This window comes from Sphingomonas sp. M1A8_2b (genome assembly GCF_053345535.1).
Genome location: NZ_JBKFAH010000001.1, coordinates 988,035 through 1,006,624 on the forward strand (window position 1 = coordinate 988,035; position 18,590 = coordinate 1,006,624).

The 18,590-nt window shown below is 65.5% G+C and carries 15 protein-coding genes and 1 pseudogene; 9 read left to right on the plus strand and 7 right to left on the minus strand.

What is annotated here, in order from left to right; genetic code table 11:
* Positions 1 to 51 precede the first annotated feature (51 nt).
* The 5 genes and pseudogenes from ACLBWL_RS04595 to ACLBWL_RS04615 all read left to right on the plus strand — a co-directional run bounded on the left by ACLBWL_RS04595 (position 52) and on the right by ACLBWL_RS04615 (position 3,911).
* Entirely contained in the window at positions 52 to 588 is a 537-nt protein-coding gene (locus ACLBWL_RS04595) for a glycoside hydrolase family 108 protein (protein WP_447790626.1), read from the plus strand.
* Positions 589 to 676: 88 nt separating this feature from the next.
* Positions 677 to 910 (plus strand): annotated as a pseudogene (locus tag ACLBWL_RS04600) (3TM-type holin); the annotation flags it as partial.
* 189 nt (positions 911 to 1,099) lie between these two features.
* Positions 1,100 to 1,642 carry an ATP-dependent protease subunit HslV gene (gene hslV / locus ACLBWL_RS04605; RefSeq protein ID WP_056053053.1) on the plus strand — a complete coding sequence of 181 codons (543 nt, stop codon included), beginning with the start codon at positions 1,100 to 1,102 and terminating at the stop codon, positions 1,640 to 1,642.
* Between the two features lie 119 nt (positions 1,643 to 1,761).
* Positions 1,762 to 3,057: an ATP-dependent protease ATPase subunit HslU gene (gene hslU, locus ACLBWL_RS04610; protein WP_132896049.1), complete on the plus strand. Its 1,296-nt coding sequence runs from the start codon at positions 1,762 to 1,764 to the stop codon at positions 3,055 to 3,057.
* A 188-nt stretch (positions 3,058 to 3,245) separates the two neighbouring features.
* The gene (locus ACLBWL_RS04615; RefSeq protein WP_447790629.1) at positions 3,246 to 3,911 is read left to right on the plus strand and encodes a nitroreductase; all 666 of its coding nucleotides are present in this window, start codon (positions 3,246 to 3,248) and stop codon (positions 3,909 to 3,911) included.
* Positions 3,912 to 4,116: 205 nt separating this feature from the next.
* Here the strand turns inward: ACLBWL_RS04615 and ACLBWL_RS04620 are convergent, their stop codons facing one another.
* From ACLBWL_RS04620 to ACLBWL_RS04635, 4 genes are all read right to left on the minus strand, one after another.
* Complete coding sequence (locus ACLBWL_RS04620; RefSeq protein WP_447790631.1) at positions 4,117 to 4,383, minus strand: hypothetical protein; 267 nt, start codon at positions 4,381 to 4,383, stop codon at positions 4,117 to 4,119.
* Positions 4,384 to 4,441: 58 nt separating this feature from the next.
* Positions 4,442 to 5,872, minus strand: a complete 1,431-nt coding sequence (locus ACLBWL_RS04625) for a DEAD/DEAH box helicase (protein WP_447790633.1) — start codon at positions 5,870 to 5,872, stop codon at positions 4,442 to 4,444.
* A gap of 225 nt (positions 5,873 to 6,097) precedes the next feature.
* Complete coding sequence (locus ACLBWL_RS04630) at positions 6,098 to 6,826, minus strand: Crp/Fnr family transcriptional regulator (protein WP_447792001.1); 729 nt, start codon at positions 6,824 to 6,826, stop codon at positions 6,098 to 6,100.
* A 195-nt stretch (positions 6,827 to 7,021) separates the two neighbouring features.
* Entirely contained in the window at positions 7,022 to 7,264 is a 243-nt protein-coding gene (locus ACLBWL_RS04635) for a DUF6894 family protein (RefSeq protein WP_447790635.1), read from the minus strand.
* Positions 7,265 to 7,415: 151 nt separating this feature from the next.
* Here ACLBWL_RS04635 and ACLBWL_RS04640 point away from each other — a divergent pair, with 151 nt between their 5' ends.
* From ACLBWL_RS04640 to ACLBWL_RS04655, 4 genes are all read left to right on the plus strand, one after another.
* Positions 7,416 to 8,432, plus strand: coding sequence for a fumarylacetoacetate hydrolase family protein (locus ACLBWL_RS04640; protein WP_447790636.1), 1,017 nt, complete (start codon positions 7,416 to 7,418; stop codon positions 8,430 to 8,432).
* A gap of 342 nt (positions 8,433 to 8,774) precedes the next feature.
* Positions 8,775 to 10,064: a thiamine pyrophosphate-dependent enzyme gene (locus ACLBWL_RS04645; RefSeq protein WP_447790638.1), complete on the plus strand. Its 1,290-nt coding sequence runs from the start codon at positions 8,775 to 8,777 to the stop codon at positions 10,062 to 10,064.
* A gap of 56 nt (positions 10,065 to 10,120) precedes the next feature.
* Entirely contained in the window at positions 10,121 to 11,128 is a 1,008-nt protein-coding gene (locus ACLBWL_RS04650) for an alpha-ketoacid dehydrogenase subunit beta (protein ID WP_447792003.1), read from the plus strand.
* On the plus strand, positions 11,128 to 12,486 hold the full coding sequence (locus tag ACLBWL_RS04655) for a dihydrolipoamide acetyltransferase family protein (RefSeq protein ID WP_447790640.1): 1,359 nt from the start codon (positions 11,128 to 11,130) through the stop codon (positions 12,484 to 12,486). The genes ACLBWL_RS04650 and ACLBWL_RS04655 overlap by 1 nt, the downstream gene beginning before the upstream one ends.
* A 131-nt stretch (positions 12,487 to 12,617) precedes the next feature.
* Here the strand turns inward: ACLBWL_RS04655 and ACLBWL_RS04660 are convergent, their stop codons facing one another.
* The 3 genes from ACLBWL_RS04660 to ACLBWL_RS04670 all read right to left on the minus strand — a co-directional run bounded on the left by ACLBWL_RS04660 (position 12,618) and on the right by ACLBWL_RS04670 (position 18,386).
* Positions 12,618 to 13,814 carry a thiolase family protein gene (locus tag ACLBWL_RS04660; protein WP_447790642.1) on the minus strand — a complete coding sequence of 399 codons (1,197 nt, stop codon included), beginning with the start codon at positions 13,812 to 13,814 and terminating at the stop codon, positions 12,618 to 12,620.
* A gap of 65 nt (positions 13,815 to 13,879) precedes the next feature.
* Positions 13,880 to 15,349, minus strand: a complete 1,470-nt coding sequence (locus ACLBWL_RS04665) for a glucoamylase family protein (protein ID WP_447790644.1) — start codon at positions 15,347 to 15,349, stop codon at positions 13,880 to 13,882.
* 67 nt (positions 15,350 to 15,416) lie between these two features.
* On the minus strand, positions 15,417 to 18,386 hold the full coding sequence (locus ACLBWL_RS04670) for a TonB-dependent receptor (RefSeq protein ID WP_447790646.1): 2,970 nt from the start codon (positions 18,384 to 18,386) through the stop codon (positions 15,417 to 15,419).
* Positions 18,387 to 18,590: the final 204 nt, after the last annotated feature.

Genomic DNA, 18,590 nt, shown 5'->3' on the forward strand with positions numbered 1-18,590 from the left:
CAGCGAACCAATATGGTTCGCTCCACCCCCAAACAGGGCGGGAGCCACATCATGACCATCGACCACCTAATCGACGCCGTCATCGACCGCGAAGGCGGCTATACCAACCACCCGGCAGACCGAGGCGGCCCCACCCGCTACGGCATCACGCAACAAGTAGCCCGCACCAACGGCTACCCCGGAGACATGCGCGATTTCCCCCGCGAGCAAGCGGAAGACATCTACCGCCGCCTCTACTGGACCCGCCCCGCCTTCGACCAGATCGCCCCCCGAGCCCCCAAAATCGCCGAAGAACTCTTCGACACCGGCGTCAACATGGGGCCCGCGGTCGCCGCCGCCTTCCTCCAGCGCGCGCTCAACGCGCTCAACCGCGGCGCCACCGACTACCCCGACATGACCCTCGACGGCCGCATCGGCCCGGCCACGCTTACCGCGCTCGACGCCTTCCTCGCCCGCCGCAAACCCGGCGGCGAAACCGTGCTCCTGAAGGCGATCGAGGCACTGCAAGGCGAACGGTACGTCGCGCTCGCCGAGACCCGCCCCGCCAACGAAGCCTTCCTCTACGGCTGGCTGGCGAACCGCACCTGATGCGCGGAACGAACCGCTCCCAGCGTCTGCACTTTCTGCACTTCACTTTTGCCGGAGACCGCCCATGACCCCGCAACCCCTTGATCCAGCACCAGACCCCTGGATCACCCGAGCCCGCCCGACGTTCCTCTACGTGATGTACACCTTGCTGCTCGGCGCGATCCCCGCCGGTCTGATCGCCGCGGTCCGCCCGCAAATGGCGCAGGCGATCGCGGCGGGGATGGCGGCATATCTCAACGCGATCCCCGAACCGCTCTACGCACTCTTCGGCACTGGCTATCTAGGCTACACGGTGGCGCGGGAATGGGGGAAGGGGCGGTAGTCCCGCCCGCCCGCGTCATCCGTCATCCTCTCCCCCCGTCATCCTGACGAAAGTCAGGACCCAAAGCCACGGGCGGGCCGTCTGGAACCCTGGGTCCTGACTTTCGTCAGGATGACGGAGGGGGCGGCAGGGCGTTGCACCCCCAAAACCAAACCCTACATCGCTGCCATGAGCAACGACCCCCACGCCATGCCGACCTGGCACGGCACCACCATCCTCTCGGTCCGCCGCGGCGGCAAGGTCGTCGTGATCGGCGATGGCCAGGTCTCGATGGGCCAGACCGTCATGAAACCCAACGCGCGCAAGGTCCGCCGTCTTGGTGACGGCAGCGTCATCGGCGGGTTCGCCGGCGCGACCGCGGACGCCTTCACGCTGTTCGAACGCCTGGAACGCAAGCTTGAAGCGCACCAAGGCCAGCTGCTCCGCGCTGCGGTCGAGCTCGCCAAGGACTGGCGCACCGACAAGTTCCTCCGCAACCTCGAAGCGATGATGATCGTCGCCGACAAGGACGTGACGCTGATCCTCACCGGCAACGGCGACGTCCTCGAACCCGAGAACGGCGTCGCCGCGATCGGCTCCGGCGGCAACTACGCGTTGGCGGCGGCCCGAGCGCTGGTAGAATACGAGACCGACGCGGAGGTGTTGTGCCGCAAGGCGATGCACATAGCGTCCGAACTCTGCGTCTACACCAACGACCGCCTCACGGTCGAAACGATGGATTCGACGACGTAATCCCCCTCCCGCTTGCGGGAGGGGTCAGGGGAGGGGCTGAAATACACCCCACCCACGCCTTCCGCTGCGGCCACGCCCTCCCCCGACCCCTCCCGAGCGGGAGGGGAGAAGGTAACAAAATGAACGACCAGCTCACCCCGAAGGCAATCGTCGCCGCGCTCGACGCTCACATCATCGGCCAGGCCGCCGCGAAACGCGCGGTCGCGGTCGCGATGCGCAACCGCTGGCGCCGCCAGCAGCTCAGCGAGGACCTCCGCGACGAGGTCACGCCGAAGAACATCCTGATGATCGGACCGACCGGCTGCGGCAAGACCGAGATCAGCCGCCGCCTGGCCAAGCTCGCCGACGCGCCGTTCGTGAAGGTCGAGGCGACCAAGTTCACCGAGGTCGGCTATGTCGGCCGCGACGTCGAGCAGATCGCCCGCGACCTCGTCGAGGAAGCCATCCGCCTCGAAAAGGAACGCCGCCGCGTCGCCGTAAAGGACAAGGCGGAAGAGGCCGCGATGTCGCGCCTGCTCGACGCGCTCACCGGCAAGAACGCGAGTGAAGCGACGCGCGAGAGCTTCAAGCAGCGCTTCCTCGACGGCCACCTCAACAATGCCGAAGTCGAGATCGAGATCGAGCAGGCCCCGGCGATGCCGTTCGACATCCCCGGCGGCGCGCCGCAGATGATCAATCTCGGCGAGATGATGAAGTCGTTCGGCGGCGGCCAGCAGTTGAAGCGCCGCAAGCTTACCGTCCACGCCGCGTGGGACAAGCTCGTCGAGGAAGAGGCCGACAAGCGCCTCGACCAGGACGAGGTCAGCCGCGCGGCCTTGGCCGACGCGGAAGCCAACGGCATCGTCTTCCTCGACGAGATCGACAAGATCGCGGTCTCCGACGGCCGCGGCGGTTCGATCAGCCGCGAGGGCGTCCAGCGCGACCTGCTGCCCTTGATCGAGGGCACGACGGTGGCGACGAAGTACGGCCCGATGAAGACCGACCACATCCTCTTCATCGCATCGGGCGCGTTCCACGTCGCCAAGCCGAGCGACCTGCTCCCCGAATTGCAGGGCCGCCTGCCGATCCGCGTCGAACTGAAGGGCCTCACCGAAGCCGATTTCGTCGCGATCCTGTCGGACACCAAGGCGTCGCTGCCGCTGCAATACAAGGCGCTGATCGCCACCGAAGGCGTCGGCATCGAGTTCACCGAAGACGGCATCGCCGCGATCGCGCGCATCGCCGCCGAAGTGAACTCCGAGATCGAGAACATCGGCGCCCGGCGTCTGCAGACGGTGATGGAAAAGCTGCTGGAGGAGGTAAGCTACAATGCGGAGGACCGCGGCGGCTCGAACCTCGTCATCGACGGCGCGTACGTCGACAGCCAGCTCAAGGAAATCGCCCGCAACACCGACCTGAGCCGGTTCGTGCTGTAGGGATGCCGGTCGGTTTTGCATCCTCCCCCGCAAGGGGGAGGTGGCGCCGAAGGTGACGGAGCGGGAGGACACACAACGGACGTAATCCCTTTCCTCCCCCTCTGTCTGGCAAGGGCCAGCCACCTCCCTCTGGCGGGGGAGGATTGATTGGGTAAGGTCTTCGTATGGGGGCTATCAGGAGAACATCCATGGACGTGACCGAAGCCATCGCCGCTCGCCGTTCCGTCCGGGGCTTTCTCGACACCGCCGTCGACCCGGCCCTGCTTCACGACTTGGCCGTAAAAGCATCCCGAGCCGCAACCGGCGGTAACCTCCAGCCTTGGCACATCGCGATCGTCCAAGGCGACAGGATGGCTGGCCTTAAGGCAATAATGGCCAAGAAGATCTCCACCGGCGCCACCGAAACCCCAGCCTACGACATCTATCCCAAGGACTTGGTCGCCCCCTACAGAGACCGCCGTTTCGCCGTCGGCGAAGCGATGTACGCCCATCTCGGCATCCCCCGCGACGACAAGGCTGCGCGACAGGAATGGTTCGCCCGTAATTTCGAATTCTTCGGCGCGCCCGCCGCCTATTTCTGCACGGTCGACAGGCGAATGGGCCCCCCGCAATGGTCGGACCTCGGCATGTACCTGCAAAACCTGATGCTGCTTGCGGTGGACGCCGGCCTCGCCACCTGCCCGCAGGAATGCTGGGCGATGTATCCGGAGACGGTCGGAAGGGTATTGGACATGCCCGATGACCGCATGCTCTTCTGCGGCATGGCGATCGGTTATGAGGACAAGACCGCCCCGGCCAACCAACTCCGCACCGAGCGAGCGGACGAAGCGGAATGGCTAACGACGATCCGCTGATTCAGGCCATCGAAGCCTACCAAGACACCACCCCGGCGAAGGCCGGGGCCCAGTTGGGTGACGATGGCAACGGAGCGAAGCGCCTCGTCACGCCGGCCTTGCCAATTGGGCCCCGGCCTCCGCCGGGGTGGTGGCGTTTGCGGCAATGTTCACCCGCGAAGGCGGGTGCCCGGACTGGGTCCCCGCCTTCGCGGGGAAACAAGAATTAGAGGATTACCGTCTGGGGCCTGGCGCCCTTGATCCCGGCGAGGATCATAGCCTCCCAAACCGCCGGATCACCCGCCGCAGCCATCGCCTTGTCCGGCTCGCGCAGAGTCTTCAGCACCGCCAGCGCATCGGGCAGATAATCCGCCCAGGCCGCGTCGATCAGCCGCGACGCCGACTCGGCATCGCCGCCGGCGTTGCAGCTGATCCGCTGTCCCGCCAGCACGCGTGCGACGCGTTCGGCGACAGGTGTAGTGGAAACGTCCATGAGCATTCTCCTCGCGGGACCGGTCTATACCAAACCCGCGAGGCGAACGAATGCTCCTTTAGCGTGCCGGGCCTGAACCCGCGCCACGGCTCGGACCACGGCCACCGCCGCCGGCTGGACGACCGCCGCCCTGACCACCGGGACGACCGCCGCCCTGCGGACGACCGCCGCCACCTTGGCCGCCGCCGCCGCCCTGGCCACCACGGCTCGCACCCGCATAGTTGCGACCGGTGCTACCCGTCGCCCGCGGCGAATGCGTCGCACGCGGCCGTGCCGGATCGCGCGGACGATCGATCCGGACCTCGGGATCGGCACCCATCGTCTTCACGCGAGTCTGCTTGATCTGGTTCGACAGGTTGACGAAATCGTCCGGCAGCGACCGGACCTGGACCTTCTGGCGGGTGATCCGCTCGATGTCGCGCAGGTAGGCCTTCTCGTCATCCGCGCAGAACGCGACGGCGATGCCGCTTGCGCCCGCACGCGCGGTACGGCCGATGCGGTGGACATACTGCTCGGCGACGTTCGGCAGCTCGAAGTTGATGACGTGCGAAACGCCCGAGACGTCGATGCCGCGTGCGGCGATGTCGGTCGCGATCAGGACCTTGACCTTGCCCTGCTTGAACTCGCCAAGTGCGCGCTCGCGCTGGCCTTGGCTCTTGTTGCCGTGGATCGCGTTCGAGGCGATGCCGTTGCCCGCGAGCAGCTTCACGACGCGGTCGGCGCCATGCTTGGTGCGCGTGAAGACAAGCGCGCGGTCGATTGCCGGATCGGCCAGCGTGATCGTCAGCAGCGCCTGCTTCTCCGACTGGTTACAGAAGGTGACATACTGGTCGACGCGCTCGGCGGTCGTCGCGGCCGGCTTCACCGACACCGTCTTCGGGTCGAGCAGGAACTGCGACGCCAGCTCGCGGATCGCGACCGGCATCGTCGCCGAGAAGAACAGCGTCTGGCGCTTCTTCGGCAGCATGCGGACGATCTTCTTCAGCGCGTGGATGAAGCCGAGATCCATCATCTGGTCGGCTTCGTCGAGCACGAGGATCTCGATCATCGACAGGTTGCAGAAGCCCTGCTCGATCAGGTCGATCAGGCGGCCCGGCGTGGCGACGAGGATGTCGACGCCGCGGCTCAGGTCCTGGCGGTTCTTGTTGATGCTGGTGCCGCCGAACACGGTCGTCACCGACATCTTGCTGAACTGGCCGTACGCGCGGGCGCTGTCTGCAATCTGGCTCGCCAGCTCACGGGTAGGTGCGAGCACCAGCATGCGGCAATGCGTCGGCAGGACGCGCTTCTGGGTTTCGGTCAGGCGCTGGATCGACGGCAGCACGAACGCCGCGGTCTTGCCGGTGCCGGTCTGCGCGATGCCGAGTAGATCGCCGCCCTCGAGCAGGATCGGGATCGACTGCGCCTGGATCGGCGTCGGCTCGGTATAGCCCTTGGCTTCGAGCGCACGGACGAGCGGCTCGGCAAGGCCGAGGTTTGCAAATGACATGTAGAGTCTCTCAAATAGATGCCGGGCTCGCGAATCCACACGAGGACGCGCGAGGGGCGGTGGTGTTTTGACACCCCGCGTGAAAAGGGAAGCCCGTTGGAAACGACCGAGGCGGAGCTAAGACCCTGAGGTCCAATCACGCTGCATTACGCCTCGATAGCGGCCATCTGGCGTATCGCGGTCGAAAAGTCAACCTGCGGCGCTGATCGGCGGCCCGCCCCCGGGTCAGCTGCGGATCTGGCCGAGGTGCAGATAGCGCTCGTTGAACTCTGCCGCATCGCGCAGCCGAGGCCAGTCGGTCACGCTGACCTGACGCTTCTTGCGTGCGATCAGGCCATCCGACTCGAGCGATTTCAGCACGCGGTTGACGTGTACCGGAGTCAGCCCGAGCGCGTCGCCGAGCTGCTCCTGCGTCATCGGCAACTCGTACGCCATACCGCCGACCAGCGCGGAGTTCCTGAACCGAACGGAGAATTCGCACAGCAGATGCGCCAGCCGGCTGCGCGCGTTGCGCCGTCCGACGTTGAGCAACCATTCACGGTGGATCGACGCCTCGACCAGCGCATCGATCCACAGCGCCTGACCCGCTGCCGGGCACGTCTCGACGAACTGCCGCAACGCCACGATCGGCACCTCGGCCAGCGTCAGCCGGGTCAGCGCCTGGATATCGTGATCGGATTCATCGAGGAACAGGTTCTGCAGGTCGACGAATTCGCCGGGCATCAGGATCGACACGATCTCGCGTTCGCCATTGGGCGTCAGCTTCTGGCGATAGGCGAGGCCGTCGAGGATGAACGCGCACCGCGTCGGGCGCTGGCCCTCGCGCAGCATATAGGTCGACGCGTCGATCGTCCGTACCTTGAAGGGCAGGGCGGCAATTTTCGCGCGGTCGTCCGCGCGCAGTGCCATCCGCGACTCGAACTTCCGAATAACCTGTTCAGTCACGGTGGACATATCCACGTGCACTCTCCGCATCCAGGGCAGGAGCACTCGTTTCTCGCTGTCACCCTCTCTGGGATAGCGCGTCGCCGCGACACGCACCTTATCCCAGGATTGAACGGACTGACAAAACCCATGTTATGACAGATTATTGAATTCCTGGCCGTTTCCTGTCGCCGGCCGGATCCAACTCGTCCGCCATTACAGCGCTTAGGCGTGCGGTCGGGGAGGCTCCTCGATCGTGACGACGGTGGTGAGCAGCACATGGCCCTGACCGTCACGAACCGCGACACGAAAACGCGCGCCGTCGCGGACGATCGCTGGATGATCGCTGAGATAATCGCCTGCGAAGATTACCGCCTGGACGCGGGCTTCTTCGTCGTCGGCCAGATCGGTGCCGTCGTCGTCGCTGACATGTTTGTGGTCGTCGATGTCGAAGAAGTATCTGGGCATGCTCGACTTCCTCAACCGCTACGCAAGCCCGTTCATAACAGGCCGGAAATCGCCCCGCTCTTACCAAAATCAGTTTTGTCGCGCGCGGCATGCTCGACTTGAGCCGCGCCGCGGGCGTAGGATGCGTGCAAACACAAAGAGGATCCGCTGCATGAAACTGGCCAGTCTGAAGCATCCCGATGCCATCAAAGGACGAGACGGGAAGCTCGTCGTCGTCTCGAACGATCTCGCCTGGTATGCCGATGCGAGCCACATCGCGCCGACGCTGCAGGCCGCGCTCGACGATTGGGACCGATTGTCGCTCGATCTGAAGAACCTTTCGACCGATCTCGAGCACGAGATGATCCCGATGCGGCGCTTCCACGAGCATGACGCCGAGTCGCCGCTGCCGCGTGCGTATCAGTGGGCCGACGGTTCGGCGTACGTGAACCACGTCGCGCTGGTCCGCCAGGCGCGGGCGGCGGAAATGCCCGATAGCTTCTGGCATGATCCGCTAATGTATCAGGGCGGCTCCGACGGCTTCCTGGGCCCGCGCGATCCGATCCCGCTCGGCGACGAGGCGTGGGGTTGCGACATGGAGGGCGAGGTCGTCGTCGTCACCGGCGACGTCCCGATGGGCGCGACTCGCGACGAGGCGCTGGCCAGCATCTTGCTCGTCGGTCTCACCAACGACGTTAGCTTGCGCAACCTGATCCCCGGCGAACTCGGCAAGGGCTTCGGCTTCTTCCAGTCGAAGCCCGCGAGCGCGTTTTCGCCGGTATTCGTCACGCCCGACGCGCTCGGCGACTGGTGGCAGGACGGCAAGCTGCACCGCAAGCTGATGGTCGATCTCAACGGCCAGCCATTGGGTCGCGCCGAGGCCGGTGAGGACATGACGTTCGATTTCGGCACGCTGGTCGCTCACGCCGCCAAGACGCGGAAACTCGGCGCAGGCACGATCGTCGGCTCGGGCACCGTCTCGAACCGTGGACCCGATGGCGGCCCGGGCAAGTCGATCGCCGAGGGCGGCGTTGGCTATTCCTGTCTCGCCGAAGTCCGGACGATCGAGACGATCACCGGCGGCAAGCCCGTCACGCCGTTCCTGAAGAAGGGCGATACCGTCCGCATCTGGGCGGAAGACGACAAGCACCACCCGATCTTCGGCGTGATCGAACAGACGGTCGAGTAACGCCAGCGTTCCGCCCGTCGATCACCTACCACCCCGTCGATCACCTACCACCCCGGCGAAGGCCGGGGCCCAATTGGGGAACCAAGATAACGACGCATCGACCTCCGTTACATCGACCTTTGCAATTGGGCCCCGGCCTTCGCCGGGGTGGGACGCCTTACGGAGCGGTGTTTTCCAAGTCGTTCCGGCGGGCCAGCGGACTGCACCCCATTCGCTCCACCCAGGAAATCCACCCGATCGCCGCCGACTGGAAAATCCCCTCGCAATCGCCGTTGAAATTTAATAACAAGCCTCGGTAAGAGTGTTCCGCGGTCACAGCGGCCTCATGGAGATGGAATCACGATGGCAAGCGAGCACCCGCGCGCCAATTTGCGGCCCCTTACGCTGCATATCCCCGAGCCGAAGTTCCGCCCCGGCGACGCGGTGGACTTCGCCGAAGTCGACGTGCCGCCCGCCGGCGAGGCGCGCCGCCCCGACACCGCGGACAAGGCGTCCGACTTCACCGATCTCGCCTATACGCTGGTTCGCGTGCTCGACGACGACGGAAATGCGGTCGGCCCGTGGGACCCCAAGCTCTCGCCCGACGTGATGCGCCGCATGTTGCGCAGCATGGCGCTGCTCCGCGCGTTCGACGAGCGCATGTTTCGCGCACAGCGGCAGGGCAAGACGAGCTTCTACATGAAGGCGCTCGGCGAGGAGGCGGTCGCAGTCGCGGCGGCATACGCGCTCGATTACGAGGACATGTGCTTCCCCTCGTACCGCCAGCAGGGGCTGTTGATCGCGCGGGGCTGGAGCCTCGTCGACATGATGAACCAGATCTATTCGAACACGGCCGATAGGCTTGGCGGCAAGCAGCTGCCGATCATGTATTCGGTTAAGGAAGCCGGGTTCTTCTCGATCTCGGGCAACCTAACGACGCAATACCCGCAGGCGGTCGGCTGGGCGATGGCCTCCGCCGCGAAGGGCGACACGCGGATCGCCGCGACATGGTGCGGCGAGGGCTCGACCGCGGAGGGCGACTTCCACTCGGCCTGCACGTTCGCCGCGGTCTACCGTGCGCCGGTGATCTTCAACGTCGTCAACAACCAGTGGGCCATCTCCAGCTTCTCCGGGTTCGCCGGCGCCGAGGCGACGACGTTCGCGGCGCGCGCGGTCGGCTACGGCATCGCCGGGCTCCGGGTCGACGGCAACGATGCGCTCGCCGTGTACGCCGCGACCGAATGGGCTGCCGAGCGCGCGCGCACCAATCAGGGCCCGACGCTGATCGAGCACTTCACCTACCGCGCGGAAGGCCATTCGACCTCCGACGATCCCGGCCAGTATCGCAGCGAGGGCGAGCCCAACGCCTGGCCGCTCGGCGATCCGATCAAGCGCCTGAAGGACCACCTGATCGCGATCGGCGAATGGGATGAGGAACGCCACGCCGCACAGGACAAGGAACTCGCCGAACAGGTCAAGGCCGCGCAGAAGGAAGCCGAGAAGAACGGCATCCTCGGCCACGGCCTCCATCAGCCGCTCGAATCGCTGTTCGACGGCGTGTTCGAGGAAATGCCATGGCATCTGAAGGAGCAACGCCAGCAGATGCTCGACGAAGAGTCCGCGAGCGGCCGCCCATGGGATCACAAGGCATGAGCGACATGATCGAGGCACCCGAGTCCGAGGCGACGGACGCCGAACCCACCACCCGCATGAACATGATCCAGGCGATCAACTCCGCCATGGACATCATGATGGAGCGCGACCCCGACGTGATCGTCATGGGCGAGGATGTCGGCTATTTCGGCGGCGTCTTCCGCGCGACCGCCGGACTTCAGGCCAAGCACGGCAAGACCCGGGTGTTCGACACCCCGATCACCGAATGCGGCATCATCGGCGTCGCGGTCGGGATGGGCGCGTACGGCCTGCGCCCCGTCCCCGAGATTCAGTTCGCAGACTATATCTATCCCGCGCTCGACCAGCTGGTCTCCGAAGCCGCGCGGCTGCGCTATCGTTCGGCCGGCGAGTTCACCTCGCCGATCACGGTCCGCTCCCCGTTCGGCGGCGGCATCTTCGGCGGCCAGACTCACAGCCAGTCGCCCGAGGGGCTCTTCACTCATATGTCGGGGATCAAGACGGTGATCCCGTCGACGCCTTACGACGCCAAGGGCCTGCTGATCGCCGCGATCGAGGACAATGACCCGACGCTCTTCTTCGAGCCCAAGCGCATCTACAACGGTCCGTTCGACGGCTATTGGGATCGCCCGTCGCAGAACTGGTCGAAGCATCCGGCCGGCGAAGTCCCGACCGGCTATTACAAGATCGAGCTCGGCAAGGCGAAGATCGTCCGCGCGGGCGAGGCGCTTACGATCCTCGCCTACGGCACGATGGTCCATGTCTGCGCTGCCGTCGTTGCCGACGCCGGGATCGACGCCGAGATCGTCGACCTGCGCACGCTCGTGCCGCTCGACATCGAGACGATCGAGGCATCGGTGAAAAAAACCGGTCGCTGCATGATCGTCCACGAGGCGACGCGCACCAGCGGCTTCGGCGCGGAGCTGTCGGCGATCGTTCAGGAACGCTGTTTCTACCATCTCGAGGCGCCGATCGAGCGCGTGACCGGGTTCGACACGCCGTACCCGCACAGCCTCGAATGGGCGTATTTCCCGGGGCCGGTTCGCATCGGCGAAGCCCTGAAAAAGATCATGAAGGACGCATAATGGCCCGCTTCACCTTCAAGCTGCCGGACATCGGCGAAGGCATCTCCGAGGCCGAGATCGTCGCGTGGCACGTCGCCATCGGCGACCGCGTCGAAGAGGATTCGCCGATCGCCGACATGATGACCGACAAGGCCACCGTCGAGATGGAATCGCCGGTGACCGGCGTGGTCGTCGAACTCGCGGGTGAAGTCGGCGACCAGGTGTCGATCGGCGCCGCGCTGGTGGTGATCGAGACGGACGCGGTCGATGCCGCGGACGAAGTCGTCGCCGCCCCGCTTACGTCGGCGCAGGCGGAAACAGCCGAACAATACGAAGCCGAGAACCCAGGCGTCGAAGAGGTGGTTGAGACACCTCCCTCTCCCCTCCGGGGAGAGGGTCGGGGTGAGGGGCAGCCCCAAGCGGAAACGCCAGCAACTGCCTCAGCCCCTCACCCCAACCCTCTCCCCACAGGGGAGAGGGAGCAGAAGGGCGCCACTCAGGCAGGCGACGCCTCCAAGCCCCACGCCCTCGCATCCCCCGCAGTCCGCGCCCGCGCCCGCGATCTCGGCATCGACCTCGCCTCGGTAAAATCCGACTCCGACCGCGTCCGCCACGCCGACCTCGACGCCTACCTCCGCTACGGCTCCGGCGAAGGCTACCACCCCCCGCACGCCAGCCGCGTCCGCGAGGACCAGCCCATCAAGGTCATCGGCATGCGCCGCCGCATCGCCGAGAACATGGCCGCGTCGAAGCGCGCGATCCCGCACTTCACCTATGTCGACGAGATCGACGTCACCGCCTTGGAGGCAATGCGCGCCGACCTAAACGCCAACCGCGGCCGCCGCCCCAAGCTCACCATGCTGCCGCTGATGATCGTCGCGATCTGCAAGACGATCCCCGACTTCCCGATGCTCAACGCGCGCTACGACGACGAAGCGGGCGTGGTCACGCGCCACGGCGCCATCCATCTCGGCATGGCCGCACAGACCGATGCGGGCCTCACCGTCCCCGTGATCCGCGACGCGCAGGACCGCAACGTCTGGCAGCTCGCCACCGAGATCACGCGCCTTGCCGAAGCCGCCCGCGCCGGCAAGCTCGCCCCCAGCGAAATGGGCGGCGGCACGATTACGGTGACCTCGCTGGGTCCGCTCGGCGGCATCGCCACGACCCCGGTCATCAACCGCCCCGAAGTCGCGATCATCGGCCCCAACAAGATCGTCGAACGCCCCGTCTTCAAGGGTGACGAGGTGGTCCGCGCGAAACTGATGAACCTGTCGATCAGCTGCGACCACCGCGTCGTCGACGGCTGGGATGCGGCAAGCTTCGTGCAAGGGTTGAAGAAGTACCTCGAAACCCCGGTCCTGCTCTTCGCGGACTAAGTCCGGAAATTGATCGCTCTCCCTTCCCTGCAAGGGGCGGGCCGGGGGTAGGTTGGCTGCTGGGCGAACAAGACGCCTGCCAACTGGGCGACCCACCCCAACCCCTCCCTTCCAGGGAGGGGCGAAGAAGCTCAGACGATCTCGAACAACCCCGCCGCGCCCATCCCCCCGGCGGTGCACATCGACACCACGACATAGCGCACGCCGCGCTTGCGCCCCTCGATCAGCGCATGCCCGACCAGCCGCGACCCAGTCATCCCGAACGGGTGCCCGACCGCGATCGCACCACCGTTGACGTTGTACTTTTCCGGATCGATCCCGAGGAAATCACGGCAATACAGGCACTGCGACGCGAACGCCTCGTTCAACTCCCACAGCCCGATGTCGCCGACCGACAACCCCGCGCGATCGAGCAGTTTCGGAATCGCGAAGATCGGCCCGATGCCCATTTCCGCCGGGCTGCACCCCGCAGCCTGGAACCCGCGATAGATTCCCAGGATGTCCTTGCCCTCGGCCTCCGCGGTTCTGCGATCCATCAGCAGTTGCGCCGACGCGCCGTCGGAAAGTTGGCTCGCATTGCCCGCGGTCACGCTCGATCCCGGCCCCGAGAATTCACCCCCCGGCCACACCGTCTTCAACCCACGCAACCCTTCCAGTGTCGTCCCCGCGCGAATGCCCTCGTCCTGCGACAAGGTGACGCTCTCGATCCCGGCATGCGCGCCTTGCTTGTCGTAGAGCGCCTTCTCGACCGTGATCGGCACGATCTCCTCGGTAAACGCCCCACTCGCCAGCCCGGCGGCAGCACGCTGCTGGCTCATCGCGGCGTATTCGTCCTGCGCCTCGCGGCTGATACCGTATTTCTCCGCGACGATCTCGGCGGTCTCGATCATCGGGATATATGCCGCCGGCTCCTTAGCGATCACGCTCGCATTGACGTAGCGCGGCGCGTCCTTGGTCACCGTGAAGCTGATCGACTCCATCCCGCCCGCGAGCGCGACATCCGCCTCGTCGCACATGATCGTTCGCGCAGCGAGCGCCACGGCGGTCAGCCCAGAACCACACTTCCGGTCGAGCGTGAACGCCGGCACCGACTCCGGGAGCCCGCCCGCGAAGATCGCCATCCGCCCCGCATTCCCCCCTTGCGTGCCATGCTGGTTACCGACGCCCCAGAACACCTCGTCGATTTGGGTAGGATCAATCCCCGCGCGCTCGACCACCGCGTTCATCACATGGCCCGCGAGCACCGGCGCCTCGGTCGCGTTGAACGCGCCGCGATACGCCTTGCCGATGGCGGTACGGGCGGTCGAGACGATAGCGGCTTCACGCATGCTGGAACCTTTCGAGGATCGGGTATGCCATTCCTCTAGGCGGTCCGGCGTAGCGGGGAAACCCCTCAGGGGACGCGGGCGAGCCATCCTCCAGTGAATCCGGCACGATCCAGCCCGCGACGGATATGCGGGTTCTTCCGCATCGTGTTCCACACCATGCCGGTCCGCCAATTCTCGATCATCGCGACGATCGGCCCCTGGTCGATGCCGAGATAGTCGTTGTCGACCCAGCCGACGTCGGGGACGATCCGGCCGTGCTTTAAGGGTTCGCCCATCTCGGTGAGCGTCGGGTTGAACGCGTCGAAGAACCCGTATTTGCCGTAGATGCCCTTGCCGTAGCGATCGTGCATCGCGGTGATCGCCGGGATGACGAGATCGGGTGCGAACACGATCGACCCGACCGCGGCGGTCGGTGCGAGCGTCCCGTCGTCGCGCGCGCCAGGGCCACGCTCGGAATAGCTGAAGAACTCGCGTGGGCGCCCGCCGATCGTCGCCTTGAAATCGCCCGGCCCGTCGCACGCGGTCAGCCCCCAGATGTCTGGCCCATAGCCCGCGAACCCGGCGCCGTTGGTGCCGCCGTTGGCGATCGCATAGTCGCGCTGCGCGATCGTCGCGCGTTTGCTGTTCTCGAAATAATCGATGCCCTTGGTGGCGATATATGCGTCGCTGATGCCGCGGAAATCGACCCAGACATGGCTGTACTGGTGCACGAACAGCGGTGGGTAATGGAGATAGGCCGGGCCGTAGCGATCGGTCCAGCTCGGCTCGAACTTCGCGGTCAGCGCGGTCCAGGTCGACGGTGGCAGCGGATGCGTCGGCGAGCCCAGCGCGAGGAGGTACATCAGCATCCCCTCGTTGTAGATGTTCCAGTCGCTCGGGATGAACCCGCTCTCGGGGTGCCAGCCCATCGACAGGAACGGCGCGCGCGGCGTGATCCAGGTCCAGTCGACCGCACCATAGATCTGGTCGGCCAGCGCGCGGATCCGCTGTTCCTCGGGATGATCCGCATCGAACCAGCTCTGCGCGAACAGCATGCCGGCGAGCATCAGCGCGGTGTCGATCGTCGACACTTCCGCGCGCGCGAACCGCTGGCCCTTGGTGATGCCGAGGAAGTGGTAGAAGAAGCCCTTGTAGCCGCTGTTGCCGGTCGGTTCGGGACCCATCCGCGCGTCGGCGAAGAACGACAAGGTGGCGAGCGTTCGCTTGCGCGCCTGTTCGCGCGTGATCCAGCCGTTGACGACGCCGATCGGATACGCGGTGAGCGCGAAGCCGACCGCGGCGATCGACGAGAAGGACGGCGTCGGCCAGCGATCGAGCGCCAGCCCGGTCACCGGATTCGTCGTATCCCAGAAATACAGGAACGCGCGCTCCTGCAGATTGTCGATGAGAGGGTTGGCGGACGGGGCCGGGGTCGGCGTGAAGCCCGTAACCTCTTGAAACGCTTTGACGATCGGTCGTCCGACCGATGTACACCCTGCTGTCAGTCCGCCAAGTGATAGTGCGCCGGTGCCCAGAAACTGCCGTCTGTCGAGCATGGATACTCCTGATCGGGGACCGCCGATGGCGGCAGGCGACCAACATGGCCGCCCGCCGATGAACGCATCAGAAACGATATCCGACCCTGAACTGGAAGCGACGGGGCAGGGTCAGGAGGTTCGCGGGTATGTTGGACGCAGGGTCGAACGTATAGCTCTGACCGACGCCGATGTAGCTCGCATAGCCGTCATAGTTCTTGTTGTTGAAGGCGTTGAGCAGGTCGACCGCGACGTTGATGTTGTGCGTGTTGAACACCTTGATGTTGTTCTGGAGCGTCAGATTGACCTCGCAGAACGCGAACACGCTGCCCAGGCAGTTCTTCGGACGGTACAGCGACCGCGTTACCTGCTGGTTGACGCTGGTGCCGGCCGACTGGTCGAACACCTGGAACGCGGTACCGCTGCCCAGCGTCGTCAGCGTCGAGAACTGGAAGCCCAGCGGCAGATCGGCGATGCCCGAAATCACGAACCGGTGGCGCTCGTCCTGGCCCGCGATCGGGCGCCAGCCATAGGCGCGCGGCGTGACCTCATCGAGGCTGAACAGATCGCCGCCATCCTGCTCCGCCTTCGACAGCGTATAGGCCAGGTTGAAGCCCCAGCCCGACGACACGGTGTAGTCCTTGTCGATCGTCACCAGCAGCGCCTTGTAGCGAGTCCGCAGGCCGTCATAGCCGATCAGCACGTTGCTGAAGCCATTTGCGCGCGGGATCGTCGTGTCGCAGCACGATCCGTCCGCATTACGCGTCGCGAACAGGTGCGTGTAGCCGTTCTGCCCGCGCACGTACGACCCCGTGACCGACGCGCGGAAAACGCCGAACTTCTGGCGCAGGCCAAGGCTGAACTGGTCGGTCGACGGCGCCTTCGCATCGTTCTTCACGGCGAACAGCTCGGGCTGGCCGGTCTGTGCGGTCTGGCGCAGCGCGAGCAGGCCGTCGCGGGTCAGATAGCTGTCGTTCCACACCACCGTCGGGTTGCCGTCGCGCGGCTGGCCGTCGCGCGAGAAGTAGAAGACGCCGGTCTGGTATTGCAGGCGGAATTGCTCGTCGAGCGTGTTGTTGAACACGTTGCGGTCGAAATATTTGCCGTAACCGCCGAACAGGACGGTGCGCTGATCGTCGTTGAAGTCGTAGCTGAACCCGATCCGCGGCTGGAACATGTCCTTGCGCGTCGGGCGATCGGTGCCATCGGTGATATAGTCCGCCGGATCGAAATAATCGGTCTTGGGCAGCGCGCTCAACGTCGCGACTGCGGCAGCCGGCGTTCGATACTTGTTGTTGAACAGGTTGCTTTCGTAATCCCAGCGCAGGCCGAGGTTCAGCTGCAACTTGCTCGTGATGTCCCAGTCGTCCTGCAGATACATGCCGAGCTGCGAATTGGAGGCGATGATCCGCGGGTTGCCGACGCCGATCTGCGCGGTCGCCGGGAAGCTGAAATCGAGCCCCTTGGTGGGATCGTTCTGGTAGAAGTAGCGCGGCTGCACGAAGAAGTTCTTGGTGAAGTCGTAATCCTGGAAGGCGAAGCGGATGCCACCCTTGATGACGTGGTTGGCAAGGCCGTTATACGTCAGGTCGTCGCGCAGCGTGTAGCTTTGCTGGCTGATCCGCTGCGTCGAGTCCTTGCCGCCGAAGGTGATCACGCCCTGATATTCGAAGCTCGGGTCGTCGGGGTTGAGCGACGACGGGTTGTAGACCGTGTCGAGATAGGTCGCGTTGAATTCGTTGACGAAACTGTCGCCGGTATAGGTCCATTTGTACGTGTAGGTGTCGGTCTTGTTGATCTTGTTGACCGCCGCCGAATACGCGATGTTGGGCGAGCCGAAATTGGCGCCGAACCCCGACACGTCGGTTTCCTCGCGGCGGCTGAACGACAGGTCAAACACCTGGCGCTCGTCGGGCGTGAAGGTCAGCTTGCCGAAGTAGAAATCGCCGCGATACGGGCTGATATACGTGCCCTCATACTGGCCGAACCGCGCGAGGTTCGCGGGGTTGCGATTGCCGACCGTCACGCTCGATGCGCGATCCTGGTCGTTGCCTTCGTACGCGCCGAAGAAGAACAGCTTGTCCTTGATGATCGGGCCGCCGAGCGAGATGCCGTATTGCTTGCGCTCGAACTTGGGTTTGCCGCGACCGGCGCGCTCGTCGATGATGCTGGCGGCGGTCAGGCTGCGGTCGGTATATTGGCCGAACATCTCGCCGTGGAAATCGTTGGTGCCCGACTTGGTGATCGCGGTGATGATCGCCGACCCGGCCTGTTCATATTCGGCCTTGTAGTTCTGAGTCAGGACGCGGAACTCGCCGACCGCGAGCTGCCCGAACGGGTTGCCGCGGCTGTCGGTCTGGCCGGCGATGCCGCCGAGCGTCTGGCTCTTCAGGCTGGTACCGTCGATGAAGACGTTGACCTGGCTCGCGGGTGATGCACCCGCGGTGATGCCCTTGTTGGTCTCGCTGTCGTTGTAGCGGACGCCGGGCGCCAGCGCGGCGAACGTCAGGAAGTTGCGATCGCCCTGCGGCAGGATGCGGATCTGGTTCTGGCTGACGTTGGTCGCGACTTCGGAGGTCTTGGTCTCGACCAGCTTCCCCGCGGTGACGACGATCTCGCCGCCTTCGTTAGCCCCGCCGGTGGTTGTGCCGGTGGTCGCGCCATCCTCGGCGGTCGCGCCGGCGGCAGGGGCCGCCGCGGTCGGTGCCGCGAGCACCGCGTCGAGCGTCGCGGACTGGCCGACGCCGACCGAGATACGCTGCGCCGAAATCTTGCCGTCGGCACCGGTGAACGTGATCGTGTAGGTGGCGGGGCGCAGGCCGTTCAGCACATAGCTGCCGGTCGCGCTGGTGGTCGCGCGGAACGTCTGGTTGGTGCCGTCATTGACCGCGACCACGGTCGCGCCCGCGACCGTCGCCCCGGTCGCATCGCGCACCTGGCCGCGGATCGCCGCGGTCGTGGTCTGCGCCGATGCGGGCGCGATCAGCGCTGCGGTCGAGCCGAGTATCGTCGTCGTCGCCAGTGCGGCGCGCAACGCCGTGGCCATCATCGTCTTCATGTCCCAAAGTCCCCTGTTGGGAAGGCGCATCGGGACAGACGGTACGCGCATCGCACCGTCAGGTCGGGCTGTGCGCCGACCGTCGGTATCCTGCGTCGCGATTTCCCGCGCTTCCATGCCCTGATCCACTCCCGCGACCCGCTCCTCGTGGAGACGGTCCCGGCGACGCGCATGTTTGCGTATGGTGCCGGGACGGGGGGCTTA